At 58.9% G+C, this 24,258-nt stretch carries 23 protein-coding genes, 2 tRNA genes and 1 rRNA gene; 7 read left to right on the plus strand and 19 right to left on the minus strand.

Annotated elements, in window-relative coordinates; all coding sequences use genetic code 11:
* Positions 1–12: 12 nt before the first annotated feature.
* Complete coding sequence (locus SH412_RS04680) at positions 13–270, minus strand: hypothetical protein (protein ID WP_336522355.1); 258 nt, start codon at positions 268–270, stop codon at positions 13–15.
* A 1,050-nt stretch (positions 271–1,320) separates the two neighbouring features.
* Here SH412_RS04680 and SH412_RS04685 point away from each other — a divergent pair.
* A 16S ribosomal RNA gene (locus tag SH412_RS04685) occupies positions 1,321–2,857 on the plus strand.
* A 203-nt stretch (positions 2,858–3,060) separates the two neighbouring features.
* Here the strand turns inward: SH412_RS04685 and SH412_RS04690 are convergent.
* Positions 3,061–3,789, minus strand: coding sequence for a HisA/HisF-related TIM barrel protein (locus SH412_RS04690; protein ID WP_336522356.1), 729 nt, complete (start codon positions 3,787–3,789; stop codon positions 3,061–3,063).
* Between the two features lie 97 nt (positions 3,790–3,886).
* On the opposite strand from SH412_RS04690, the gene SH412_RS04695 reads away from it, so the two are divergent.
* On the plus strand, positions 3,887–4,855 hold the full coding sequence (locus tag SH412_RS04695) for an alpha/beta hydrolase (protein ID WP_336522357.1): 969 nt from the start codon (positions 3,887–3,889) through the stop codon (positions 4,853–4,855).
* A 28-nt stretch (positions 4,856–4,883) separates the two neighbouring features.
* On the opposite strand, the gene SH412_RS04700 is transcribed toward SH412_RS04695, so the two are convergent.
* Positions 4,884–5,570, minus strand: coding sequence for a 3-keto-disaccharide hydrolase (locus SH412_RS04700; RefSeq protein WP_336522358.1), 687 nt, complete (start codon positions 5,568–5,570; stop codon positions 4,884–4,886).
* A 121-nt stretch (positions 5,571–5,691) separates the two neighbouring features.
* Positions 5,692–5,765 (minus strand) — tRNA-Arg (locus SH412_RS04705).
* Between the two features lie 643 nt (positions 5,766–6,408).
* Here SH412_RS04705 and SH412_RS04710 point away from each other — a divergent pair.
* The 3 genes from SH412_RS04710 (at position 6,409) to SH412_RS04720 (ending at position 8,017) form a co-directional block, all read left to right on the plus strand.
* A tRNA-Ile gene (locus tag SH412_RS04710) sits at positions 6,409–6,482 on the plus strand.
* Between the two features lie 683 nt (positions 6,483–7,165).
* On the plus strand, positions 7,166–7,480 hold the full coding sequence (locus SH412_RS04715; protein ID WP_336524146.1) for a helix-turn-helix domain-containing protein: 315 nt from the start codon (positions 7,166–7,168) through the stop codon (positions 7,478–7,480).
* Positions 7,481–7,483: 3 nt separating this feature from the next.
* Positions 7,484–8,017: a hypothetical protein gene (locus SH412_RS04720; RefSeq protein WP_336522359.1), complete on the plus strand. Its 534-nt coding sequence runs from the start codon at positions 7,484–7,486 to the stop codon at positions 8,015–8,017.
* A 15-nt stretch (positions 8,018–8,032) separates the two neighbouring features.
* Here the strand turns inward: SH412_RS04720 and SH412_RS04725 are convergent, their stop codons facing one another.
* The 5 genes from SH412_RS04725 to SH412_RS04745 all read right to left on the minus strand — a co-directional run bounded on the left by SH412_RS04725 (position 8,033) and on the right by SH412_RS04745 (position 11,593).
* On the minus strand, positions 8,033–9,217 hold the full coding sequence (locus SH412_RS04725) for a tyrosine-type recombinase/integrase (protein ID WP_336522360.1): 1,185 nt from the start codon (positions 9,215–9,217) through the stop codon (positions 8,033–8,035).
* A 57-nt stretch (positions 9,218–9,274) separates the two neighbouring features.
* Positions 9,275–9,568: an HNH endonuclease gene (locus tag SH412_RS04730; RefSeq protein ID WP_336522361.1), complete on the minus strand. Its 294-nt coding sequence runs from the start codon at positions 9,566–9,568 to the stop codon at positions 9,275–9,277.
* The gene (locus tag SH412_RS04735) at positions 9,558–10,904 is read right to left on the minus strand and encodes a tyrosine-type recombinase/integrase (protein WP_336522362.1); all 1,347 of its coding nucleotides are present in this window, start codon (positions 10,902–10,904) and stop codon (positions 9,558–9,560) included. Before SH412_RS04735 ends, SH412_RS04730 begins: the two co-directional genes overlap by 11 nt.
* Positions 10,901–11,095 carry a hypothetical protein gene (locus SH412_RS04740; RefSeq protein WP_336522363.1) on the minus strand — a complete coding sequence of 65 codons (195 nt, stop codon included), beginning with the start codon at positions 11,093–11,095 and terminating at the stop codon, positions 10,901–10,903. Before SH412_RS04740 ends, SH412_RS04735 begins: the two co-directional genes overlap by 4 nt.
* A 327-nt stretch (positions 11,096–11,422) precedes the next feature.
* Positions 11,423–11,593, minus strand: coding sequence for a hypothetical protein (locus SH412_RS04745; RefSeq protein WP_336522364.1), 171 nt, complete (start codon positions 11,591–11,593; stop codon positions 11,423–11,425).
* Positions 11,594–11,726: 133 nt separating this feature from the next.
* Here SH412_RS04745 and SH412_RS04750 point away from each other — a divergent pair, with 133 nt between their 5' ends.
* Positions 11,727–11,909: a plasmid mobilization protein gene (locus SH412_RS04750; protein WP_336522365.1), complete on the plus strand. Its 183-nt coding sequence runs from the start codon at positions 11,727–11,729 to the stop codon at positions 11,907–11,909.
* On the opposite strand, the gene SH412_RS04755 is transcribed toward SH412_RS04750, so the two are convergent.
* The 10 genes from SH412_RS04755 to SH412_RS04800 all read right to left on the minus strand — a co-directional run bounded on the left by SH412_RS04755 (position 11,906) and on the right by SH412_RS04800 (position 22,842).
* Complete coding sequence (locus SH412_RS04755; RefSeq protein ID WP_336522366.1) at positions 11,906–12,532, minus strand: hypothetical protein; 627 nt, start codon at positions 12,530–12,532, stop codon at positions 11,906–11,908. The two genes, SH412_RS04750 and SH412_RS04755, sit on opposite strands and share 4 nt — an antisense overlap.
* Before the next feature lie 178 nt (positions 12,533–12,710).
* On the minus strand, positions 12,711–14,414 hold the full coding sequence (locus SH412_RS04760) for a hypothetical protein (RefSeq protein ID WP_336522367.1): 1,704 nt from the start codon (positions 14,412–14,414) through the stop codon (positions 12,711–12,713).
* Between the two features lie 56 nt (positions 14,415–14,470).
* A complete protein-coding gene (locus tag SH412_RS04765; protein WP_336522368.1) occupies positions 14,471–14,836 on the minus strand; it encodes a hypothetical protein in 366 nt (121 codons plus the stop codon).
* Positions 14,837–15,064: 228 nt separating this feature from the next.
* The gene (locus SH412_RS04770) at positions 15,065–15,352 is read right to left on the minus strand and encodes a hypothetical protein (RefSeq protein WP_336522369.1); all 288 of its coding nucleotides are present in this window, start codon (positions 15,350–15,352) and stop codon (positions 15,065–15,067) included.
* Positions 15,352–16,293 (minus strand): hypothetical protein, encoded by a 942-nt coding sequence (locus tag SH412_RS04775; RefSeq protein WP_336522370.1) that lies wholly within the window; start codon positions 16,291–16,293, stop codon positions 15,352–15,354. Before SH412_RS04775 ends, SH412_RS04770 begins: the two co-directional genes overlap by 1 nt.
* Positions 16,294–16,365: 72 nt before the next feature.
* Entirely contained in the window at positions 16,366–17,262 is an 897-nt protein-coding gene (locus SH412_RS04780) for a hypothetical protein (protein WP_336522371.1), read from the minus strand.
* 102 nt (positions 17,263–17,364) lie between these two features.
* Complete coding sequence (locus tag SH412_RS04785) at positions 17,365–18,060, minus strand: hypothetical protein (protein ID WP_336522372.1); 696 nt, start codon at positions 18,058–18,060, stop codon at positions 17,365–17,367.
* Positions 18,057–18,440 carry a hypothetical protein gene (locus SH412_RS04790; protein WP_336522373.1) on the minus strand — a complete coding sequence of 128 codons (384 nt, stop codon included), beginning with the start codon at positions 18,438–18,440 and terminating at the stop codon, positions 18,057–18,059. The genes SH412_RS04785 and SH412_RS04790 overlap by 4 nt, the downstream gene beginning before the upstream one ends.
* Before the next feature lie 80 nt (positions 18,441–18,520).
* Positions 18,521–21,454 carry a hypothetical protein gene (locus SH412_RS04795; RefSeq protein ID WP_336522374.1) on the minus strand — a complete coding sequence of 978 codons (2,934 nt, stop codon included), beginning with the start codon at positions 21,452–21,454 and terminating at the stop codon, positions 18,521–18,523.
* A gap of 533 nt (positions 21,455–21,987) precedes the next feature.
* The gene (locus SH412_RS04800; protein WP_336522375.1) at positions 21,988–22,842 is read right to left on the minus strand and encodes a hypothetical protein; all 855 of its coding nucleotides are present in this window, start codon (positions 22,840–22,842) and stop codon (positions 21,988–21,990) included.
* A 524-nt stretch (positions 22,843–23,366) separates the two neighbouring features.
* Here SH412_RS04800 and SH412_RS04805 point away from each other — a divergent pair.
* Positions 23,367–24,059 (plus strand): GntR family transcriptional regulator, encoded by a 693-nt coding sequence (locus SH412_RS04805; RefSeq protein ID WP_336522376.1) that lies wholly within the window; start codon positions 23,367–23,369, stop codon positions 24,057–24,059.
* Positions 24,060–24,258 lie beyond the last annotated feature (199 nt).

Here is a 24,258-nt window from a genome sequence, read left to right on the forward strand (position 1 = left end):
CGAAGGAAAAAACTATTCCTTCTTCTCCGGCTCGGCGGGAGCGGCGGCTTCGCCTTCCTTCTTCTCGCCTTCAGGAGCAGCGGCGGCTTCGCCTTCCTTCTTTTCGCCTTCGGCAGCAGCCGGCTCGCCACCCGGGGGCGTGGTCGGGTTGGCATGACCTTCGCCGGGCATTGAAGTTGTCGGCGGAGTGGCAGGCTTCGGGGCTTCGGCGGTACAGCCGACCAGAGCGGTCACGATGGCCAACGACAGTGTGCAGGCAAGCGTCTTCATTACGAGCAGTCCTTCAAAAAACCAGATGTCCAGCGATTCACGGCAGCGTTCCCTGCCTTTCACCCATGTTGATCCATCAGCCCGTCACTTTATTCCCGCGAATTGCCACGCGAAAGTCCCCGGCTCGCAATTCCGCTCCGCCGCCCCCGAATCGCCGCCCCGCACCTTTTCGGTCGCGACAACCGACAGACTCGCCCGCGCCGCGAGATGCCTATGATGTCGCCGGCAGAATGTGTCATCGCAGACACAGTCTGCGGTCAGGGCACCCTGGTCGGGGGGGAAGTCCTCAAGCTCCCGCGGCGTAGTCGGATGCGGTCGTGCAGGCAACTCGGCGGCTTCTCGTCCCGGTGGGGCGCCGAAGGAGAGAAATCCGGGGCTGAGCGGCGCGGAATGGGCCGCTCAGCAAGCCCGCCCAGAATTGTAGGGCAGGCCGGCCGAGCCCGGCCGAAGTGACTTCAGTCATGGCTCGATCATTCATCAGGCACTTTGCCTCCCCTGCGGCAGGCAAGACTGCCTCCCCGAAAGCCCGCGCCGCCGTCATCTGAATCAACGAGGAGATGGGGCGTGTGCGTTCGATCACTCTGTTCGGACGGCAGGCGATCGGTTGCCGCCCAGTCCGGCAGGCTTCAACGATCTGCCCACCACACGACGGATCCCGGCAATTCAGCAGTCCCTTCCGCAGGATTCGGCCTCTGCCGAAGCCCTGGAAAGCACCCGGACAAAAAAATCTCGGACCAGTCGGTTGACGGTTGGGGGAGAGCCCTTTAAGATTCGCCCACCCAACGCGGGTCAGCCAGCCGCCGCGACAAACAGCTCGCAAACCACGGTCGTTAAACGACTTCGGAATGCGGGTGAGCGGCGAACGGTCTTGTTCTTTGACAATTTGGTGGATCGGTTCTGAGTATTCAGCTGTCGTATTATGCGGTTGCTGGCCGTACAAACCGTCTGCAAAGACCAAATCGCAACTTTTGTTGCGACCAACGTACGGCCGGCAGACAAACTCAGGTTGTCATGATCGCTGCGGCTTCGGCCAAGGCGTTTCGGAAACAATTCTCAAAGAGTTTGATTCTGGCTCAGAATGAACGTTGGCGGCGTGGATTAGGCATGCAAGTCGAGGGAGAACCCGCAAGGGGGACACCGGCGAACGGGGTAGGAATACGTAGGTAACGTACCCTCAGGACGGGGATAGCCACGGGAAACTGTGGGTAATACCCGATGATCTGGTCTGGTTTAATTATCGGATCAGCAAAGGTGAGATTCCACCTGAGGAGCGGCTTACGCGATATTAGCTTGTTGGCGAGGTAACGGCTCACCAAGGCTGCGATATCTAGGGGGTGTGAGAGCATGGCCCCCACCACTGGGACTGAGATACTGCCCAGACACCTACGGGTGGCTGCAGTCGAGAATCTTCGGCAATGGGCGAAAGCCTGACCGAGCGACGCCGCGTGCGGGACGAAGGCCTTCGGGTTGTAAACCGCTGTCGGGAGGGATGAAGTGCACGGGGGCTATCCCCTGTGTTTGACAGAGCTCCGGAGGAAGCACGGGCTAAGTTCGTGCCAGCAGCCGCGGTAATACGAACTGTGCGAACGTTATTCGGAATCACTGGGCTTAAAGGGTGCGTAGGCGGCGCTGTAAGTCAGGTGTGAAATCCCCCGGCTCAACCGGGGAATGGCGCTTGAAACTGCAGTGCTTGAGTGAGGTAGGGGTGCATGGAACTTCCGGTGGAGCGGTGAAATGTGTAGATATCGGAAGGAACGCCGGCGGCGAAAGCGGTGCACTGGGCCTTGTCTGACGCTGAGGCACGAAAGCTAGGGTAGCGAACGGGATTAGATACCCCGGTAGTCCTAGCCGTAAACACTGAGCACTGGAGCGGAGGGGTTTCGGCCTTTCCGCTCGCAGCGAAAGCGTTAAGTGCTCCGCCTGGGGAGTATGGTCGCAAGGCTGAAACTCAAAGAAATTGACGGGGGCTCACACAAGCGGTGGAGCATGTGGCTTAATTCGAGGCAACGCGAAGAACCTTATCCTGGATTTGACATGTGCGGATTAACTCTCTGAAAGGAGAGCCACGCCTTCGGGTGGAACGTGCACAGGTGCTGCATGGCTGTCGTCAGCTCGTGTCGTGAGATGTCGCGTTAAGTCGCTAAACGAGCGTAACCCCTATCCTTAGTTGCCAGCACGTTATGGTGGGGACTCTAAGGAGACCGCCGGCGTCAAGCCGGAGGAAGGCGGGGATGACGTCAAGTCCTCATGGCCTTTATGTCCAGGGCTGCACACGTGCTACAATGGTGCGTACAGAGGGACGCTAAGCCGCGAGGCCAAGCAAATCCCAAAAAGCGTGCCCCAGTTCGGATTGCAGGCTGCAACTCGCCTGCATGAAGCCGGAATCGCTAGTAATCGCCGGTCAGCAATACGGCGGTGAATGTGTTCCTGAGCCTTGTACACACCGCCCGTCAAGCCACGAAAGCGGGGGGCGCCTAAAGCCGCTCGTCTAACCGCAAGGAGGACGGCGTCCAAGGCGAAACTCGTGATTGGGACTAAGTCGTAACAAGGTAGCCGTAGGGGAACCTGCGGCTGGATCACCTCCTTTCTAAAGGATTCGGCTCGACCAGCCGGGATGGACCTGTGCCCCTCACGAGGCATGGGAGAATCCATCTGACAGATAACTTTCGCCGCATAAAACGGCAGCACTCAGAACCATCCGCCATCTTGAATAACCGCAGCCCCGAAGAGTTCGCTCTTCGGGGCTGTTGGTGTTTCTACAGGGCCGCGATGCGCCGAATCGCCGCGCGGTCAACCAGCATATGGGCCGACGTCGGAAACCGACAACCGCCCGTCATGCAGCGCCGAAGCCACCAGAACTTCGTCAACCTGCAGTTCGCGCCAGCGTTCAAGGTCGCCCACGGATCGAACGCCCCCTCCCGCCCACAAACTTTTGACGCGGTTGTCGACGCGACACGCGCCGACGGCTCGCTGCGTCGAGCCTCCCCGCCCCGTCCCGACATCCGCCAGGTCGAGAATCAGCAGTTGGTCGATCCCGCAGGCCAGGACTTCGGCTGCGATCTCGGCAACGGTTGCTGGCCAGTGCGGCGTCGCCAGCGGTCGCCCGTTCTGCAGATCCAGACTGAAAAGCAGTCGACTCTTCCAGGACCGTTCGACAAACCTCGCGAGGAGCTCCGGGCTTTCCAGGCTTTCCAGACCGAGAATCACGGTCTCAACCCCCACTCCAAGCAGCCGGTCGACATCCCTCGGCGTCTTCACGCCCGCATCGACCGCCAGTCGGAATCCGGCTCGCGCCAGCTCCCGCAGGTGATTCATATTCGGACGAGCATCGAGAATCGCATCCAGATCGGCGATGTAGAAGTCGCGAAAGCCGAAATGATCCGACAGGCTCCGCGCCACGGCCAGCGGGGACGATTCCGCGGTCAGGCCGCTGACAATCGGCCGGTACTCATCCCGGCGACCGCCGATTCCGCGAACGACAACACCCTCCAGGAGGTCCAGAACCGGACGAACTCGCATACGGGATCTCTAAGATTCGTCTGGTGTGGTTCTTCGGACGGGGCCAGAATGAAACTGCGAAGGTCCAAAGGGTTCAGTCTGGCGTTGAAAGGATGACATGTCGCGCACCGCACCGCCACCAACCGGCAGTCCGTGGCGCGGCTGGGTCGTGACGCTGACGCTGAAGTTCCTGACGACTTACCTCGTACTCTGCCTGATCGTTTTCGTCATTCAGCGCTCGCTGATCTATGCGCCGTCGCGAGCCCGGTCTCTGGCCGCCGTCGAAGCCCCCTTCGGCCGCGGTCGCTGCCACGACATCCGCTGCCGGACGGCCGACGGACTGCAGCTCAATGGCTGGCTGGTGCTGCGCGAGGGACACACAGCGCACGGTCAGGAGGTGCCCAAGAGCCTCGCCGATGGCACCCCCGTCATTCTGTACTTCGGCGGCAACGGCGGCCATCGCGCGCGCAGAGCCCTCCCGGTGGAAACATTGGCGTCGGTCGGCGCGCACGTGGTGATCTTCGATCACCGCGGCTATGGTGAAAACCCCGGACAGCCCAGCGAAAAACACCTGGCAGCCGACGCCCGGTCGATCTGGGATCGACTGACGCAAAAACTCGGCGTTTCGCCGCAGCGGATCGTGATTTATGGCGAATCGCTTGGAGGAGGCGTCGCCGTCCGGCTGGCCTCGGAACTCTGTCGGGACGGCCAGCCGCCGGGCGGACTGATCCTCCAGTCGACATTCTCGTCCCTGGCCGACGCTGGCTCGGAACTCTACTGGTTCCTCCCCGTCCAATGGTTGCTCGTCGACCGCTACGAATCGGTCAAGCAGATCCCCTTTGTCTCCTGCCCGATTCTGCAGTTGCACGGGCGCAACGATCGAATCGTTCCGCTGCGACTCGGACAACAGCTGTTCGAGGCCGCTCCGCCAGAATCGACCAGCGGACAGGCAAAGCGTCAGGTCATCCTCGAACGCGCCAGCCATAACGATGTCTACGACGTCGAACGCGGCGTAGTTGCGGCTGAGCTCTCGCAGTTTCTGAAAAACTCCGTTCCTGCAGCCGCGGCCGCTCGGCCCGGCAACTGACTCAACCGCCGTGATCGGCCGGCGCATTTCACTCGAGCCGCTTCAGCTTGATGTTGCGGTACCAGCAGTCGCTGCCGTGGTCCTGCAGGCCGATGTAGCCGGCCCGCGGATGGTCTTTGTACGCCACGTCGAACTTGTGCGCGGAACCGTCCGGCCGCTGATTCGGCTCGGTCCATTGATCGAGATCCAACTGCGAAACTTTCTCGCCGTTGACCTCCACAGCGATCCGGTTCCGATCACACGTCACCTGCAGATGATTCCAATCTCCCGTCGGTTTCATGGCATTTTTCTGAATCGGAACAAGGTCGTAAATCGCCCCTGTATGATGAAATCCGACGTCTTTCGAGTCGTCAATCGCGATCTCAATGCCATTGAACCCGACGTCCTTGCCAGGCCGGGGCTTCAACGGCGACGTCCGGATGAAAACGCCGCTGTTGCACTTCGGCGTCAGCTTGAAATCGAGTGCCAGCACGAAATTCCCCACTGGCTGGCCGTAGACGAGCATGTAGTTGCACGGATGCGGATTGAGCGCTCCGTTCTGCACGTGCGACGGCGGCAGCGGCTCTTCCCGGACCGTCATCCAGTTCCTGGTCGTCTGACCGTCGAACAGTAACTTCCACCCGTCCTTCTGTTCCAACTCGGTCAATGCGTTTTCCGCAGCCGACGCTGGGACGCATAGCAGCAGGATCGCCGTCGTCAAAATTCGTCGCAGCATGGCGTCGCCTCGCAAGTCACAAAGCCGCCACAAATCGACCACCATCGTTCGCAAACCGGAAAACAAGCCCGACGCAGGCCATTCGACGAGGTGCGAAGTTCAAGTGCGACGGAGTGGAAAGTACGCCCGAGTGGATTCGAACCACTGACCGACGGATTAGAAATCCGTTGCTCTATCCAACTGAGCTACGGGCGCAAAGCGTTATTTATCAGGCTGTTGCGGGGGCTCTCAAAGGTTGTCAGGGTTGCCGGGCGCTCCCGGAATTACATTCTTCCCGCAAGTCGATGGCGGACCGTTCGACCTGATCGATTCAGCAATCAATGCACGACTTCTGACCTGCAAGAACCCCGCGCGGTTCACCTCAAAAGTATCGTCGCATTCGCCCCGCCCTGCAAGCCGGTCAAATCCCCCCTTGGCCCGGTTTAGTACGCACGCTTCGGACTGCAGAACACTTGCAATGTGGAATTCGTTATTCTGATAAATGATCACTCAATGCGAGATTTCCTGGATATCGGCGATGGCCTGCAGCGGCGGGCCTTCGACGGCTGCGTCAAGGAGTTTTTCAGGCGGAGGCTCTTCGGTCAGCACCTCAGTCGGCACGCATTGACCGGATGAGCCTAAATTGCAGGTCTTTCCGCGGATCTTCTTCGGCCACTGCCCGGTCGGATGCAGATACAGCGGGAAGTCGCTTCCTGATCGTCGCCACTTCCGAGTAGAATCCGTTGCCGTCCCTCTTTTGTTCACCATCGTTTCGGGGCTTCAGGCGTCGTTTCGGGTGTAGTACCCCTTTTTTGCAAACTCCCCGCGTCGCGCAAGATTTCCAACAAAACAGAGCTCCGGGCCCGTAGCTCAATCGGTTAGAGCAGAGGACTCATAATCCTTTGGTTGCCAGTTCGAGTCTGGCCGGGCCTACTTACCACGAAACGACTTACGACAATTCGAGAAGCTCCACGCAACTGTCAGTCTCACCACTGTCTCACCGGTCCCCCTCCACGAGCGTGCAACCTATTCCGGCTTGCATGCGGAAGTGTTCACGGTGACAATCTGTTTGAGAATGCCCCTTGCCTTCCAGTTTAGTCGGAACTAAACTCCATGACTGGCCTGCCGACTGCCGACTGTATTGTTGCGAGCGGTCCAAGGGGCACGATTGAGTACGCGAATCTCTCAACGCGAGGGCTGGAGTTCAAGGATTGGTTCAAGGGGCAACCCTTGGCGTATCAAGCGAAGTTTGATCATTTGTTCAGACTTGCGGTGAGCCACTCTGGAATCCAGAATCCCAATCAACTGAAGAAGATGCGGGGAATGGATGACACGTACGAGTTTCGTCGTGGGTCAGCTCGCATTTTCTGCTTTCGCCATGACTCCCGATGGTTTCTGACTCATGTCTACAAAAAAGGGCATGTGACGGGGCATCAAACGAGAGCCGCGATGCTCGCTAAAACTATCGCGGAAGAACATCTAGACGCAGAACGTCACTTGCACAGACGAGGACGGCAATGAGTTTGAGAAGCGAGATCTTGGCAAGCCCCGAAGGCGCGAGAATTTGGCATCAGGAAAGGACGCTATTCGAGACCGCTAATCTCATGTGCCAGATCATGAATGAGTCTGGAGTGACTCGTTCCGAACTGGCAGATCGGCTTGGAAAGTCAAAAGGACACATAACCCAGATTCTGGATGGAACGGCAAATCTAACTCTCCGAACGGTCTCGGATGTCTTCTTCGCGCTCGGCTGTGAGTTCCACCCGAGCCAGGTGAGACTCAAAGATGATGAATCTGACGAGGTCTTTCAAACCCAGTTTCATTTTAATATTACAGATTTTAATGCTGGGACCGAAGTCACTTCGCTCTGCCGAAACGACGAAAGAGCTGTCGTGGATATGCCTTCCGGGCTGCTGAATGTAGGCGTGTAAGCGATGTCAAAAAGCCCTAAGAAGAAGCCGGCAGATGTCGCCGCCGACCCCGAAGTCAAAGAGGTATCCGCAGAATCTATTCTCAATCAGCTTGGCTTGAGTACAATTCGAATTGTCGAATCTCACAGCAAGATGAACATTCAGAATAGCGTAATTCCGTCACATTTGGGCGTTCAGATTGGTTCGCGGGTTGGTGCAAACGAAGTCGCTAAAGTAGTTCTTGGAACGGTGGATGTAACGGTCACTGTAACAGAAAATGACAAGAGCGATCCTGATGATGCATCTAAATCGTCCATAAAAATTCAACTGTCCGCACAGTGCGTGTTCAAAGTTGAGGAAATCCCGAAAATATCTCAACTGTCAAAGAGAGATGCTCAGGATTTCAATGGAATGGTTACATTTATCGCGTGGCCGTACATTCGCCAACACGTCGCTGCAATTACCCTTGCAATGTCGATTCCTCCTATCACGCTCCCTATTCTCCGACGATCTCCATCAGGGAAGCTAACTGGACCGATAGGTTCCACGAGCAAGTAGATCCGAAGTCCACCGCTACGAACCTGTTTCGGTTTCGCTGGCTGGCCGGGCAGCGAGAACGGGCGGCACGTATATATTTTGCATTGCAGGCGTAAGTTCCTCTGCTAGCTTGATGTATCGCTGGGTCGTCTGGTAGCTCGCGTGCCGCATGAGGGTCTGCAGGACTTCCGCCGGCATCCGGGTTGCGTTCAATGTCGCGAACGCCCGCCGCAGGTCGTGGAAGCCGTACCGGGTGCAGGCCGACGAACATTCGTGCGGCCGTGGGTTGGCACACTCCAGGCTGATCTCTGCCGCCGCCTGCAACCGGTGGAACTCGGAATAGAGGTCTTTCAGGTCGGCCTTCCACGGGAAGACTCTCGGCTGGAATCCTTTCAGGGGGCGAATTGCGTCGACGATGACCGAATGCAGGGCGACCATCGAATCCCGCCGGCCTTTGTTCGACTCCGCCCGCGTCAACGCCGTGCCCGCGTCCAGATCGACGTCTCGCCAATCCAGGGCGAGAATCTCGCCGATCCGCCATCCGGTCAGGTAGGCGAACGTCAGCAACCCACGCCACCATGTTTCGGCCGCGAAGTGATGGCCGTCGGGTGTCGTCGACGACTTGCACGCATTGAGGATTGCCGCGAAGTGCTCGGGAGTCACGAACCGATGGAGCTTCCGGTCCCCCTTCAGGAACTTGATTTCCGGAACCTCTTCGATGTACTTCCATCGCAGGGCCGTGCGGAGCGCTGCCTTCAGTCGTCTCAACTGCCGGTTGACCGTCTCGATTGATGTGGTCGATCCGACTTGCTTCCCACGCTCTGCCAGGCGGGCCGAAACAAAATCGTCGATGCTCTTGCCACTGACGACGTTGACCGGTTTTTTCCCAATCTTCAGGATCTTCACGAAACTCGTCAGGGCGGATCGAGCTTCGCTGATCGTCCCGGTTCGCGAGTTGCTGGGGAGCCCTTTCTGCAGGTACTCTTCGACGAAACGATCCCAGTCGGGAACCGTGCCCGCCTCCGACTTGTAAATCCCCAGCGTCAACTCCGTGTTGATCTTGTCCCGGAGGGTTTCGGCGAGCTTCTTGCCGGCCTTGCCAGGTCCGCACGTGCGGATTCGCCGGTTTCCGCTCGGTTCGGTCCACTCGCAAATCCATGTCTGTTTGCCGGTCCCCGGGAACCGCTCCCGCACCCATGCCTTGCCGCGTTTCTTTGCCATGATTGAAACCTGTTCCTTGAATCCGATCCGCGGACCGGGATGTTGTGATGGAATGCGTCAGGACAGCTCGCCAGCGATAGCCACGGGAGCCTGCCGCCGCTCTTCAAATGACAGGATGTCCGCCGCCCACTGCTGGGGAGTCCGGTTTCCCTTGGACTCGTTGCAGGAACGGCAGCAACCCACCAGATTTGCCAACCCGCGTTCGCCGCCCTTCGACAGCGGGTCAACGTGGTCGATGGTGAATTGCCCGGACATGAACGGCTTGTAGTCACGAGAGCAGTACGCGCAGACCGGCCAGGCCTCGCGAATCCGCCGCTTCGTGGTCGTTGAGTGTCGACGGCTATTCCCCATCGGCTTCGCTCCCCACGCTGACGAGTTCATTGCTGACGATTGGCGGAATGTAGAGAGCCCACGCTCCCCCCTCACCGCGATGAACACACTCGACTGGATCGACTGTCGAAGGGAGTTGAAGGCATTCCCTGAGAAGCTTTCTCAGCTTGTGGATTGCTTGGCGGACGCTGCCTTTCATCGATTTTGCCGGCAGATGCTTTCGGAGGTGTTCGCAGATCTCCTGCATCGTTACCGGCTCGCCGGCTTCCACGAGCAGCTTCAAGAGCCTTGGCAGCAACTCCCCAGTGATGCGATGCCATTGCCCTCTCTGATAGCGAAACCCACCGGCGACGAAACTCCAGTCTTTGGGGTCTGCCGCCGGTGGCAGCGGTCTGCGTTTTGGAGCGACTGGAACTGGCGATACAGCCGCCGTCCCTGTCGCGAATTCCTCAGGAAAACGCATCCCCTTTATCGCTTCCTCCAGTTCCTCTATCTCGTTCAGGTAGTACAACCCGGTAACGGTTGTTGAAACATGCTGAAGAAACACAGACCCCATGCCAGGGCGAACCCGCTGCACTTCGCTTGCTGCGGTTCTGCGGATGTCGTGCAGTCCGAACATCTGCTTTCCGGCGATTCCTGCCCTCTCCTCCAGGTCGTGCAGGTGAGAATAAAACCGGGTTGCGAGTTTGTGCATTCCGGCAAACACCAGCTCGCGCTCGGGATACCAGATCCTTTCGAGGTGAATCACCGCGAGTTCGTGCAGCGGGAAGGTATCTTCCTTTCTCGTCTTCGATGCCTTGAACGTGAGTAGCGACTCCCGAAGGTCGATCTGTGATCGCTTCAGCGTCAGCAAATCGCCTTTGCGAATCCCGGTGAAGTAAGCCATGACGAACAACGCCCGCCACCAGTCACGAGGCGGGAATCCCGGTCTCGGGTAAGTGGCGTTCTCGCATGACAGATAGAGCGCTCCGATATCGTTCAACGGAACTCGCCGCGGACGTGCCCTCACTTCTTTGACGGGTTTCATGTACGGGCATTTTGTGATGACGCCCATTCCGCGGGGATTTCCAAGCTGTTCTGGACACGCCAGCCGGAGAATCGCCCGAAGCCCGGTCCATGTCGAACTGATTGTGCTGGGAGCGTACTCGTGCTCCAGCATTTCAAATCGAAACCGCTCAACCGTCTGATTGTCGATGTCCTCAATGGGCGGGTTCTCAGTCAGCCTCTCCCATCGCAGAATCTCGTAATGTGCTCTGCCCTTCGATCCTTCTTCCAGGTCCGATTTGTCGTAAAACGCATCGTAGAACTGGCGGAGCGTCAGCCGTGCGGCGGCTTTCATTTCCTCGGGTGTCATCATGCCCGCACCCCCTTTCCATTCCAGCTCTCCGGCCAGATGTGCCAGACGCCCACCTGGGACCGCGGCGACCACTCGCGAATAACGACGTGGTCCGGCGTGCTGGCCTGCAGATCGACGCGAACGCCAACCCGGTTCTCAACCCTGCGAAGTGAGCGAATCGCCGCCAGTTCGGCCGGCAGATCGTCCCGCATGCGTGCCATCCACGCTTCGGCGAGTTCCCAGAAGAGTTTGTAGAAGGTCGGTTCCGGGAGCTTGTCAGCGGCTTCCCATCTTCCGACCGTCCACCGCAGGAAGCCTCTCGTTTGCGCTGTTCGAAGGACGTACCTTTGCCTAGAATCGGAGCCAGCCATGTGTCCCTTCCTCTCAAAAAAGGGGCCATTGGTGATGGGCGAGCGACCGGCTTTGTTCGCCAAAACTCGGGCCGGTCGCTCGCTTTATCCTCTCGCTCGGCTGCTCTCATTCGCCGAACGGGAGGGAACCCGCGGAGCCCAATCTCCGCGGGAGTGTCTCAACGTCGTCTATTCGTCCTCACTGACCAGTTCAAGAATCTCCGTCTCAACGTCGTCCCAGTCCTCTTCGCCGTTCCATCCGCGTTTCGCGTCGTCCAGGAGCTTGCGAATCTGTGCCGCGACTTCGAACTTGACTGCGGCCTGCTGCTGGCGGATCTGGATTTGTTCGACCGTCATCATTCGCCCCGTGTCTTGAACTGAGATTGATTTCCCGACCGACGCCCGTATTATGTCATTACAACGCGTTGCGTCAATTGTGTAATTACACGAATTCGGAGAGATTCTGAAAATGTCACCAGCCGGACGTCCGCCGATGGCGGGCGAGCGAAAAACCGCCGTCCTGCAAATTCGCATGACTGAAGACGAAAAGGCGAAACTGGACGCCGCCGCCGCTGCCGCCGGGCAACCGACGGGGACTTGGCTTCGGGATATGGGGCTTGCCGCCGCTGACGATATCGCTGGCGGAACGAAGAAGAGAAAGAAGTCTGGCAGTTAGCGATTTTGCGATTGATCGAACTTCGATTCCCCGAGTCCGATGCGTCGCAGCGTTGATACGTCGTCCGCCGTCAACTCGGGCAGAATTGCGATGCGACGCAGCTCCTTGTCGTCGACTTCAGACAGCATGACAAACCGAAAGAGCACCCTGATATCCATCGAATTCTCTTCAAGTCTATCGAGCACTTCCGATGCTCCAATCTCCTCGGCACGTCTAACTATGTGGTAATCGAGCTTCTCGATTGGGCGACCAAACGCCGCAAGTGCGTGCCTCGCTTCGTCCCAAGTCAGATCCTGCCCCGACTTCATCTTCTCGGAAATTGCTGTGATCCATGCGGCATCGCCCTCTGACATTCTCCCGAGGTTGATCGTGAATTGTCTGTCCTGACGCTCGAATTCCTCATCGGTCACCAATTGCCGCCAGGCAGACGCCTTTGCCGTGATTTCATTGAGGTTCAGTCTCTTTGATTCCGGCATGCTGCGTTGCTGCGGTGCATCGCCGGTCGGAATGATGTTGCTATCGGAAACCTCTGTCGCTTCGGCCCGTTTCACTGGAGCAATATCAGGAGACGCCTTGCTGCAACCAGCTAACAGAACCGCAAACAGTAGGATTCGAGCGTGCATGGCGGTGCCTTTCGTTGGGTACTTGACGGACAGACCGATCACTTCCGCTTACAGCCTCATTGCGATTCTGAGCAAACGCAAGGCGCTGCAGATGAGACTCCTCCGCGACACGGGCCGGCAGACCACGCGTTCCCACAGTGGAATGCCGGATTCCCTTCGGATTCTTCATCCGATGCGACTACTTGAACGGGTTCCCCAGCGGTCCGTTTTCGATCTTGCTCACCCGCTGTTCCAGTTTGGCCTGCTCCGCCGCACTCGCTTCCGCGTAGTTCAGGATGCGGCCGAAAAGCTGTGCCTCGGCTTCGAACGATTTCGCGATGGACTTCTCCACCTTCTCCAGCATTTCACGAGCTTGGGTTGCAGCTCTCGCCGCCTCCCCGGTTGAGAAGTCTTGCAGGTTCGTCTGTGCGGCCTGCAGTCCCCGGTTCTCGCCGAATGCCGCCAGAATCCCGCCGGCCCCTCGCTTGCGGCCTTCCTGCACGAAGTACGATTCGGCTTGTGCCCCGCCGATCCCGGACCGCTCCAGGAATTCCGCTTCGGACCGCGACAGTTTCCCGCCGGCCTGCACCTTCTCCCCGATGGTCTTCAACCGACTCGCCTCACCCGCAGACATCCGGCCAAGGGACGCCTCCAGCGATCGATACCGATTCTCTTCAGCCCGGAGCGTTTCAACGGCAGCTTGCTTCAGGGAGAGTGACGTGTCGAGCTGTTGTTGCAAGGCTGCCTGTTGCTTCTGGTAGACGGATTGCTTTTCCTGTTCGAACTGCAGGGCCAGTTCCTGAACCTTCAGTTCCCGCTGTGCGATTTCCGAATTCGTCTGCTGGGGGCTCCCCACCAGTCTGTCGGACCGCAGAATCTCCGTTGATGCTCGCTGATCGTGTGCCAGGCCGGCCAACGCCTGATCGTAGCCGATCATCGCTCGCGGGCCGGACATCATCGCCGCACGAATGTTCCGGCCGCTGGCAGCTCGCCCTTCGACCGCGTCCAGCAACCGCGAAATCGCCTCTGATCCTCTCGCGTTCCGATCCGCCGTCGCTTCCTCTGAACCGTAGGCGAGCGCCCTGTTTCTCCGCTCGGCATCGAATCGCCGGCGAGTCCCCATCTCGCTTTCGTTGTAGAGACCCTGCCCAAGCTTGTACGCTCCGTATCCGGCAGCAGCTACGGCCGCAATCGCGATGCCGCCGATGCCGATTACGCTTGATGCACGTTTCGCGACGGCCAGTCGGATCTCTGCCGCGGTCTGGGTGTCGGTCGCTCGGGCCTCAATCAGCTTCGCGGCCGTCGCCACCTTGCTGAAGGCGATGTAGGCTTTGTACCCGTCGATGATGCCGGTGAAGATGTCGAAGTACCCTTGAGCCTGGGCAATCGTCTTCAGCATCGACTGATATTCGGCTTCGTTCGCGGCCGTGACGAACGCCACCCCGCGGGCGAGCTTCATTCCCGCATTCGCCAAGATCATCGTCGCTTCCGCCCGCTGATTCGAAATCTCCAGCGATGCCCGCTCGGAATCGATCAGCTTCCGATTCGCCCTCTCGGCAGCATCGGCGGACTTCGCGATGGTCTCAGACCGTTTCAGGACAAGTTCGTCCGATTGCAGAATCTGCTGATTGAACCGCCCCTGCCGGGTGATCTGGTCTTTGTACCGATTCGTCCCCAGATCCAGGCCGGCGAACACGTCGGGAGCCCGCTGCGATGAAGTTCCGCCCGCGGCGCGAGCTGACCCGCCGCTCTTCAATGCCGTGTTGAGCTTCTCAACGGCCGCGGTTGCGTCGTTCGCCTCCCGTTCGACCTTCCGCAAGTCGGGAGCCGAGAAGCCCGAACTATTGGTCTGCAGGCCGATGCGGATGAGAACGTCCCGGATTGTTTGAGCACCTGCGCTCATCGTGAATACCTTCTGTTTGTGAATGAGTGAAGACGCATCGCCCGAACTGGGGACCGTCAGGAAATGTGAGGGTCCATCGTCTTGAACAACGCCCGAACGCAGAGCAGCCAGGATTCGAGTGTCGCGGATGAGTTAATCGCAAAGGCCATGCTCTGTTGTGCCTGCTCCGCTTGCAGGTCGAAGCATCGAACAACGTCCGCAAACGCGGGATTGTTCCGATACTCATCCGGCAGCGTCAGCTTTGATTTCTGCTGACACTCCCGGAGCGTCGACTGCGATTCCCGAGTCTGCTCCAGGATCTCCGCCAGTCGCTCCTGAAACCGCAGGAAGTGATCGCGGACCGACAGCGATTCCTGCTCCCCATCGGGCGGGTCGTCGCCCATGCTCGCACCGTCGCCGCCTGCCGAATTGAACGCCACCATGATCAGTCCTCTATTCTTGATTGTTGGGTCGGTCGCCGATTTGCCGAACGTGCCACGACGGGGAATCAATCGCCCGTCGCCTTCGTTCTTCAGTGGGTGTCCATTCCGCTTGGATCTCGCGACAGGTTGCCGCGATTTCTGCGGGTGTCGGATCGGGCAACGCCTTTCCTCGCTCGCGTCCACGGTCCGACATTCGCACCCACGTATCACCAATTGCTTCCGTCTCACTCATCGCCCGTCGCCTTGAAGGATTGCCAGGCATTCTTCCGCGAGACGTGCGGACCGATTCGAGCGTTCAGCCAGTCCGCTTTGTTCCGTCAGACTCTCGTCAATGGCGATTTCCGCCAGATGGAAAAGCACGCTCTCCAGCACTGTCAGTGGCCGTCCCTGACTGACGCTCGCGGCCTGCAGTCGTCGCAAGACTCGCCGCAGTTCGAGAGCGCAGTCGAATCGTTCGATCCCCGATTGCTCTGAGGATCGAAGTTCGCGGGCCAGTTCCTGCAGAGTGGGGACCATCAGAGATTCCCGCTGAACTGGAATTTGTCGAGCGGACCGCCGCCGCCAAACGCTCCACCCTGGGAATCCTTGTAATCGCGGCCAAGTCCGCCCATCGATCCGCCGCCGCCACTGCTAATGTTTTGGGTCGCACCGATGACATGGTCTGTCGGTCGCCAATCGCCCCAAACGTGCCTCAGACCGCCGATTGGTCCCTCCTGCTGAACCTGCATCATCATGTATGCGATTGCCGGACCGAAGAACCTCCACTGATCCGCAGCCGTCGCGTAGGTGTTCAACAGAGAGATTACTTCCTCCGTGAAGATGATCTCGCAGAGCTTGGCCTCGGCATCCTTCATCGTTTCGCGAATCTCGCGTGAGAACTTCGCGTGAGTCTCACTGAAGATTCGGCTACGCAGTTCCGGCAACTCCTTTTCCGCGTCTTCCTGTTTCTGCCGCAGGATTCTCAACTTCACATCGAAGTTCTGAATCGTGAATCGATGCTGACTCATTTCGGCGAATAGCTTCTGCTCCTCATCGGGCGGAATCGATTCCGCATTCTGAAGTTGCTGTTCAAGTTGCATTTCCAGAGCGGCCAGCTTCACGCTCGCCGCCCGCCGCTCTTCCTCGCACCGCTCGACAGCGGCCCGTGCGTTATTGATGGCGTTCATCAGCGGTCCGGACTGCTCCGCCTCCAGGAACTCCTGACGGAACCGCCGTTGCGACTCCGTCACCTCGGCAAACGTCTCCGGCTGAATCGATTCCAGCAGTCGCTTTATTGCCCGTTGCCGCAGTTCGTTTTGTGATGCACCGGGGTTCCTCTTATCCCGGAGAATGACGAGCTTCAGCCGCTTCGCTTCCTCCAGTTCGGCCTCTTCCTGCTGTTTGACGTCCTGCAGGACTTCCTCCAGGCTTTCGCGTTCGGCGTCGATGTCGTCTTCAATCGCACTCTGCGTCGTCATTGCTCACAATCTCCAAAGGGTGACGGGAACGGCGGCAGGGGGAATGCCGCCGGGTGTTTACGAACGAACGAACTACTTCTTGCCGAAGCTCTCACGCAATGCGGCCATGCCTTCGGCCAGCTCGCGGCCTTCATCGGAACTCGACTTCGACGCCCCGAATCGCTGCCGGAGCCGTTCCATGCTGGTGTCGTAATCGGCGTCGGATTCCTCCAGGTGATCCCTGCGCTGCTCCTGCAAATGCTCTCTCAACGCTCGCGACCTCTCCTGATTCCACTGCCAGACGCGACGCTGCATCGGCGTCATGTGACCCATCGACTCCGAGACGGGAGACGGGTTCTGACCGTCAGTCCGGTTGCGTTCCATGACCTTCAGGAGCTTCAGAATCTCTTCCAACTTTTCCTCAATCGTCAGCGTCGACGAACGGACGATCTCATAGACCTGGGACTCCAGCTCCAACGCCGCCGGAGTGTCGATGCCGACGCTTTCGAACAAGCCTTTGTTCGTCGCCGGCCGGCAGACCAGATCGACCGACCGCACCGAGTTGACGCTCTCGACAATCCGGCCATCGGGCGACGTGTCCCCTTCCGCGTTGTGGGACAACCCGAAGTTCTCCGGCCAGCGTTCGGCCGATTCGAAAATCAGATCGGCCATCGGATGCGACTTCGCGATGTGCAGATCGGCCCGAATGCCTTCATCGTTCCGGCGGACATTCCGCAGCGTGCCGACCAGTTCAGCGAACCCGCGTTCCTGTTTCGGTCTGCTGCGGTCCGGGTGGTCGATATTGACCCGGACGCCTTCGTACAACTTCGCGGCCTGACTCATCGCAGCTTCGGAGTACGTGCGACCGTTGCGAGATTCCTTCCCGAGAACGCGAACGTTTCGAATGACGCCGGCATCGCGGTCAACCCGCATTCCGCCGCCGCCAACGGTCTGCTCCATGAACGAAACTGATCTCACCATCGTTGCCATGACGCAACCTCCTGGCCTGTTGTTCTGAACCTCATCCCGTCGGCCATCGGGTGAGGCCTTGCCGCTCATCGCGACTAACACGAAACACGCTGCGGGATTGATTCACTTCTCGACTTGGTTATTCCGGTTCCCATCGGATTGTTGATCCGCTGACTGACGGACGGACGGGATTTCATCCCAGAACGTGAACCCTTTCGGGGGTCTGATCTCCGCCGATTCAGGGAGCATCGGCCGGCCGGTCAACAGCAGGACCATCAGCCTTTCCCGGTGACGCTCCAGGTGCTCCGGCCATCGCCGGGCGAATTCTTCGATGTTCTCCAGCTCACGAGACGTCACCCGACCGAAGCCCGACAGACGGCCATAGAACGGGTCGTGAGCCGCAAGCAACCGGCAGAGCATCAGATCGGAATGAATCAGCCGGAATTTCGGTCGCCCGGTGATCTCGTCCAGGAGCGGTTGACCATCCGGGCCGATGAGCCACTGTTGAGTACCCTCCAAAGCCCGGCGGATGGCCTCGTCTTCGATCCGACGCACGTACCGCTTTTGAGCTTTGGCGAACGCCTGCCGATATCGCTCCGACTTCATCCAGTAGCGATGAGCCGATGCGGAAATCCCGACGATGCGGGCCGCTTTCTTGATCTCGCCAACGATGCAGATCGTCTTCAGGAACGCCCGTCGTTTCGCGGCCGTCTCCAGGCTGGACCGCGGCCGGCCGGCCTTCCGCCGCACGGGGGCCGCAGCTATCGGTTTCGCAGTGCTCGAATCGGTCCGGGCCGGTTGCATGGTCGCTGTCGTCATCGCTCTTGCTCCCCACTTTTGGCGGATCGATCCGCCATCTTGTCGAGTCGTTTCATCATGAAAATCAACAACCGGTCAGAGCACTTTTCCGGCGAGAACACGCGAGCCAGGGCGACGTTCTCCAGTCGCTGGACCAGATCCAGCCGGACCAGTTCGAATGCGTCCCGAAAGTCGGGGTTGTGCTTCAGCCAGGAGCCGTGAGCCTTCCAGGACACTCCCGCAGCCCGGCAGGCAATTCCCAGCCGACCGGATCCGCCGTACGCCCGCAGCCAGACGAGTTGCCGCGGAGTCAGTCGCCGGAAGGTCGGAACGTGCTGGGGCTCCCCATCGCGGACCGTGCCCGTCACAGCGTCAATCAGCAGGCGGACATCAGTTGGCACGTCGTAATCCCGGAAAATGTCCTCAGGTTTTTCCCTGAACTGGAACAAATTGGAAATTTCGTTGACCGTCGCGGGCATTTTCAGAATCCTTCCAACTGATCGGCGAACTCGTTCGGATCGAATCTCAGTGCAGGGTCTGCAGGATCTGCGGGGGCACTTTCACCCCGGTCCCATTTCTCTTCTTCCCCCATATCGATTTCAGCTTGGGGATAAACCATGCCTTCAGACCCTGCAGAACCTGCAGTTGGCAAACGTCCAGATGTTGCGTCGACAACTCTCCAAACCTGCGTTTTCGTCCGATTGATAAACCCTTCGAGCTTTCTCCCGTTCACGACACGGCCGCGGATCGACTTCAGCTTGTTCCCGACTTGTCGGGCGCTCGGCAGCTTCCCTGATGGGGTTGAACACAGCTCCTGCAAGGCAAGGCTGATCATCTCCCCTGCGAGGGGGTATCGTTCGATGGAGCGAAGAATCTCCGCGGCTGTGAGTCCAGAATTCTCCGGGTCGACAGCACTCCACCCCTCCAGCAGCTCTGCCAGGGCCGTCGCCTGGGGGTCAGACATCGCCGCGAACTGTTTTCGGGTCAACACTGGATCAGGCCACCCTGCCCACACCACGGCATTACGAACGAGACTCCCCCACGCTTCATAGCTCCCCATCGGTTGCAGTCCGAGTTTCGGTCTCCCTGCCGCGATGTACGCACGAGCGATGGTCAACGCGGCAGCCAGGAGCGATGGGCGATTCTTAAGGACGTGAGAACGGACGTCTGGGAATTTGAAATTGGATCGATCTTCGGGGTTTTCTTCCGCTGGTTGAAGACGCGAGTAAACAATCCTCCGCTTCATGTCCCCGTTGGCCTGACAGTTGTTACCGGTCCCGGAGACAACCCAGTTCAACGGGTAACTGACGATCTCGCTTCGCCCCAGCAACCTGTCTTTCACCGTGTCTGCCGTCATTGCAGCATCAAGGGATGGGGTTCCGAACGAACCGCTGATATTGTCGATCACAACCATCAAATCGCCGGCCGCTGCGATGGCAGTGATTCGCTTCCGCATTTCGTCATCGTCGGTCGAGTTGGCAAACTTCGGAGCGGAAACCGCCATAACGATCAGGCTTGCCAGGTCGGTCAACAGAGACTTCCCGGACCCTGCCGTTGATGCGTCGAAAAGGAACAGCGGGGCCGGGCCGCTGAATGCGAATCGGCTGACGAGCGTAAGAACCAGTGCCAGCCAGACTGACGCATGGTCGCGGCTGACGAATGGAAAGTCACACACCACGGCCATCAGGGCATCGGCCGCGGCAACGGCCTGTTCTCGCGTCGGTTCTTCCGGAATCTCCGGCAACGAAACACGAGCCGTCAGCAGCAATCCCGAATTCTGGTCGTATCCAGGTTCCTTCAGGATCGACCCATCCGGCAGGATGCAGGGGAATGGAACCACGCCCCTTAACCGTCGAACTGTTTCGTAAACGCCTTGTTCGGCAACGGACCGAATAAGCCACTGAGGGGAATGAACGCTCTTCAGGATCGGCCCGTCTTTGCTCTGCTTCTCTTTGACAAAGTCGCAGATCTTCGTCACGTCCGTTCGAAGCACCGATTGGGGATAATCCTGAACGGCTGGGGTGCCGAACCGATCAATGCCATGCTCTGAACCGAATATTTCGATGACCCGAACTAGGCGTCCGCCTCGCTGATAAATGCCCGGCAGTCTGTGCAGATTCGAGCTGACCCGGGCAACGGCCTCATGCTCTTCAGTGGTGATCAAGACGGAAATCAATCCGGATGATTGATTTCCCGCTGCCGTTGCTGCTGTCGTACCATCGAACGGGCCGAACTCAACCGACGCCGCCTGCTCTCGCGTCACCCCGTCGCGTTCGATCTGGACAGCCAGCAGGTATCCGAAATCTTCTATGGCGTTCTCTTTTGCCCGCTCCATCGCATGCAGAAGCTCATGCTCCGACCACGGCGGCTTGCACGTGGCATTCCACGGCATGATGATCTCGACAGACCTTTCGACTGCCAGCGAGAATCCGCGAACCAGCACAATCGCAGCACGACGTAACTGACCGCTCCCATGCTCTCCCTGAATCGAAGGCGCGATCTTCCAGAGATACTTCGCTGCCCGTTCCTCAATCGTCATTCCGCCGGACCGTCGCTCACCAGATGGGGAGCTTCCCACCGCTGGCCTTGGCCGATTCGATCCGTTCGGATTCTCATCTTCGACGGGGTTCTTTCTGACGAAATCGGCAATCACATCGGGCGAAAGCAACTCTGGATTCTCGACAAATCGAACGATTCTCGACTGCCGATGCGGCCGGGCCTCTGTGTGGTCCCCCTTGCGTGAGAATGTCCCGTATAACTTGCAGATGCGGCTGGCATTGAAAGTCTTCGCGTCAATTTCAGCCTGAGAGTTCCCGAACGCTTTATTCGCTGACCTCAGAAACGACTTCAGTAGCTTGCAAGACGCTTCGTCGTTCGGCATGTCGACACGCCAGATGAGATGCCAGCCGTTTCCCGAATCGGCGATGATCGCTGGAGGCGAGAATCCATACTCATCGCGAAACGAACTGAGCGCCGCCTTCGCGACTACTTCGGAGGCTTTGTGTTCCTCGTCTGAAGCCGACACTCCGCTGATTGGTTTCTTCGGGTCGACGTCGAGAAAGAGCCAGCGGCGATTCAGGACATGGCAGTCCCCTGAAGCATCCCCGTCATTCGAGAAATCAACGCGATTACTGCACCGTGCGAGCAAATCGGGATTGAGAGGGTTAAGGGTAAGATAGACGCCATCGGCTCCCCATCCGCCCCTGCTGGTCAACTCCGTGAGCTTGGCAGCCTCGGCCGCGGCCTCAGAGAGATGATCGGAATCGAAGTACCCGCGTCGCGCGTGTGGCCTGCCCTTTCCACTGGCGTTTTTACAGTTGAGTGCCCGCACCTCGAACACCTGACCGGGAGCGATGATCCTGGCAAGGGAGTTGTAGACAAGCCTTCGAACTGGGATCTGTTCGGGAGCGATCACTTCGCCCCCTTTCGCTTGCGGGAGGAAGAAACCGTCCCCGCCGAAGATTCCCCTGATTTCCGCGAGTCGGTTCGGAAATCAGCATCGACGGGGACGGGACGCAAGTCTGATTCAGGGGGGAGCCCGGCCGCGAGACGAATGAGCATTTGGCGAGGGTAGAGGAACCTCTTTCCGACCTTTGCCGGCCGGACCAGACCACGCAAGCGGGCATCGCGAAGTGCAGTCCGCGGCAGTCCGATCAACGCTGCAGCTTCGGCCTCACCGAACGCAATCCGCTCCGCGTCGCCGCCGGTCCCGCCGATGAGCCCGGACGACGCCACACGGTTCATCGTGGCATTTATCGCCGCTTCGATGACTGGCTTTAGCTCTTCAAGATCAAACGTGAACTGCGGCAATTCTTCGCTCCCCATCAGTCGCTGCGAGTCGTTCGCAGGTCTGATGGGTGCAGTAAAACGAAGATTGCAGAGATGACCACGGGCCGGGAAAGCAATTTGAGTCGCATCAAATGGACACGACAGACCTTGCGGAAAGTCTCATTGTTTTGAAGTCTGAGAATTAGTCTGAGACTCTCCGCTTTTCAGTCGATGCAGTGCGTTTTTTACTTCATTGATTGCTTCCTCGACGGAGTATCCGCGAAATAGCGCTGGCCACTCTTCGTTCATTCGCCCGAGTTTCCGGTCAAGAATCGTTTCCAGGGCTCGCTTTCTGGTAGTCGGATCACCAACGCCTGAATTACTCCCGGCAACCTTCCAGCTCGAAAGACTGCCATTGATGGTCCGATTCTTTGGGAGATTCCCCAAAGTCTTGAGAATCCATTTGGCCAGCAGTTCCACGTTTGACGATTCGAGCGATCCATTCTGCTGATCTTGGGATTTCTGAGCCTGTCGCGAGTTCGCAGCCTTCATCAGCCGTTTTCGAACCACTTTCAGCACAGACCGCAAGTAGACTGCGGCCCCCTCCGCGCTCGAATTGAACTCTATGCCATTCAATCGCGGAATCAGGTGATCCAGGCCGAATGCATGCGAGAGCATCAGGTCTGCATTCGTCGCGACGACGTCACGACGCATTGCCAGAATGAGCGAGTTCCCGCGGGGCGATGGTTGTTCGTGCTCGCGTGCCGCCTCTTCGTCGAACGTTTTCGCGTGCCATCGGAGCCAGCGTTCGAACGATCCAGGATCGTCAATCTGTTCGGGAGGGGCATTGAACCGTATTTGGCCACCAGAACCGCCGCTGCCGCTTGCAGCGATGTTTCGAGCCCACCAAGACGGGATCGGAACTTCTGCTGCCCGCCGCAATTTCATTCGCTCTTCGTGCTCTTCCTTTGCCTTTCGAAGTTCTTTCGAAGTGACGAACCGGCATACGGTCCCATCTTCGTATTCAGTTCCCATCGCTCTACTCCTGAAGCGGGTCGCCGGCCGGCCATGCGGGGAGTAGTCCGCACAGACCGGCCGGCCGTTTTCATCCGGGGCGGTTTCGAACCCGCCCCGGAACCCGTGGCCTCATTGTCGCCGACCAGTTAGTCAGCGCCCATGTCTCACCGACGCCGAATTGAGGATTCTCCGCAACCCGACATAACACCCGCCTATCCTGACAAGAAACGACGCAACTGCAAACCCTGCCTTCTATTGAGCGACGACGGTCAATAGATACAGAACCGCAGTTGAGTCGGGTTGGCGAGACTCATAATCCTTTGGTTGCCAGTTCGAGTCTGGCCGGGCCTACCTCCCGCTGCGAAACCCCTTGGAAACAAGGGGTTTTTGCGTTTCCCGGAATCTCCGTGCAGCCTTGTTGCACGGAGAACCGGCGGCCGCCGCACAGTCCGGTCTGCGAAGTCCGGCGAGGCTCGTTTGAGTCGCGCTGAGATCTCAGATAGACTCGGGCGATTCCCCCGCCGGCCGCCGGCGGGCCGGCAATGGTGCGAATTCCCCTGCGCGAGGATCCCGTGACCGTCGTAACTCCCGACAAGGGCCTGCTGAAAGACCGGGCCTACGCCGACATCAAGCAGCACATTCAGAGCGGCGAATTTGCGGCTGGCGATTTTCTGTCAGAACGGCAACTGGCCGCCCTGCTGGGGATGAGCAAAACGCCGGTCAAGGCGGCGCTGGAGCGGCTCGAACAGGAGGGGTTTGTGGCGGTTTCGCCGCAGCAGGGGATCGTGGTTCGCGAGTTGTCCATCGCGGAAGCCGCCGATCAGTTCGAGTTGCGGAAAGCGCTGGAAACGTATGTGGTCCAGGCGATTGCCGGAAAACTGAGCGACCGGGATCTGCAGGCGATCGAGCGCAATCTCCGGCAGCAGTCGGCGGCGGCCTCGCGGGAGCTCGTCGGACGGCTGGTCGAGCTCGACACGGAGTTTCATCTGCTGCTCTGCGAGGCATTCGGCAATCGGGCGATCATCGACTGCCTGGTGCAGCACCGGGAGAAAATGCATCGCCTGATTTTCCGGGTGATGTCGAAATCGCCCGGCCGACTGAGCGACGCGGTGCGGGAGCACGTCGAGATTTTCGTGGCGGTTCGCAGCGGCGAGCCGTCCGAAGCCGCACGTCTCCTGGACCAGCATCTCGATTTCGGCAAGCAGTACCTGTTGTCATCGCAATCGCCCCGATAAGGGCTCACCGTGCGATCGATCGAACGCCCTTGAAGAGCATCGCGGCTGACGGCATTGCGAGTGGCGGGCCGGGATGAGGGGCCGGCGATTTTACAGGTTCCGGTCAGACCGAGGGCGGCCGCGCGGAGTTCTCCTTAAAACAAGGACAGGTCCGGTCCAAACGCCGCAGGAAACTCCGTCGAACGATGCGACGCCGTTG

Source organism: Planctellipticum variicoloris, from assembly GCF_030622045.1.
GTDB classification, from domain to species: domain Bacteria; phylum Planctomycetota; class Planctomycetia; order Planctomycetales; family Planctomycetaceae; genus Planctellipticum; species Planctellipticum variicoloris.

Coding starts and splice junctions, on each gene's coding strand:
- SH412_RS04680 (WP_336522355.1), bottom strand. CDS start 270: ATGAAGACGCTTGCCTGCACACTGTCGTTGGCCATCGTGACCGCTCTG.
- SH412_RS04690 (WP_336522356.1), bottom strand. CDS start 3,789: ATGCGAGTTCGTCCGGTTCTGGACCTCCTGGAGGGTGTTGTCGTTCGC.
- SH412_RS04695 (WP_336522357.1), top strand. CDS start 3,887: ATGTCGCGCACCGCACCGCCACCAACCGGCAGTCCGTGGCGCGGCTGG.
- SH412_RS04700 (WP_336522358.1), bottom strand. CDS start 5,570: ATGCTGCGACGAATTTTGACGACGGCGATCCTGCTGCTATGCGTCCCA.
- SH412_RS04715 (WP_336524146.1), top strand. CDS start 7,166: ATGAATGAGTCTGGAGTGACTCGTTCCGAACTGGCAGATCGGCTTGGA.
- SH412_RS04720 (WP_336522359.1), top strand. CDS start 7,484: ATGTCAAAAAGCCCTAAGAAGAAGCCGGCAGATGTCGCCGCCGACCCC.
- SH412_RS04725 (WP_336522360.1), bottom strand. CDS start 9,217: ATGGCAAAGAAACGCGGCAAGGCATGGGTGCGGGAGCGGTTCCCGGGG.
- SH412_RS04730 (WP_336522361.1), bottom strand. CDS start 9,568: ATGGGGAATAGCCGTCGACACTCAACGACCACGAAGCGGCGGATTCGC.
- SH412_RS04735 (WP_336522362.1), bottom strand. CDS start 10,904: ATGATGACACCCGAGGAAATGAAAGCCGCCGCACGGCTGACGCTCCGC.
- SH412_RS04740 (WP_336522363.1), bottom strand. CDS start 11,095: ATGCGGGACGATCTGCCGGCCGAACTGGCGGCGATTCGCTCACTTCGC.
- SH412_RS04745 (WP_336522364.1), bottom strand. CDS start 11,593: ATGATGACGGTCGAACAAATCCAGATCCGCCAGCAGCAGGCCGCAGTC.
- SH412_RS04750 (WP_336522365.1), top strand. CDS start 11,727: ATGGCGGGCGAGCGAAAAACCGCCGTCCTGCAAATTCGCATGACTGAA.
- SH412_RS04755 (WP_336522366.1), bottom strand. CDS start 12,532: ATGCACGCTCGAATCCTACTGTTTGCGGTTCTGTTAGCTGGTTGCAGC.
- SH412_RS04760 (WP_336522367.1), bottom strand. CDS start 14,414: ATGAGCGCAGGTGCTCAAACAATCCGGGACGTTCTCATCCGCATCGGC.
- SH412_RS04765 (WP_336522368.1), bottom strand. CDS start 14,836: ATGGTGGCGTTCAATTCGGCAGGCGGCGACGGTGCGAGCATGGGCGAC.
- SH412_RS04770 (WP_336522369.1), bottom strand. CDS start 15,352: ATGGTCCCCACTCTGCAGGAACTGGCCCGCGAACTTCGATCCTCAGAG.
- SH412_RS04775 (WP_336522370.1), bottom strand. CDS start 16,293: ATGACGACGCAGAGTGCGATTGAAGACGACATCGACGCCGAACGCGAA.
- SH412_RS04780 (WP_336522371.1), bottom strand. CDS start 17,262: ATGGCAACGATGGTGAGATCAGTTTCGTTCATGGAGCAGACCGTTGGC.
- SH412_RS04785 (WP_336522372.1), bottom strand. CDS start 18,060: ATGACGACAGCGACCATGCAACCGGCCCGGACCGATTCGAGCACTGCG.
- SH412_RS04800 (WP_336522375.1), bottom strand. CDS start 22,842: ATGGGAACTGAATACGAAGATGGGACCGTATGCCGGTTCGTCACTTCG.
- SH412_RS04805 (WP_336522376.1), top strand. CDS start 23,367: ATGGTGCGAATTCCCCTGCGCGAGGATCCCGTGACCGTCGTAACTCCC.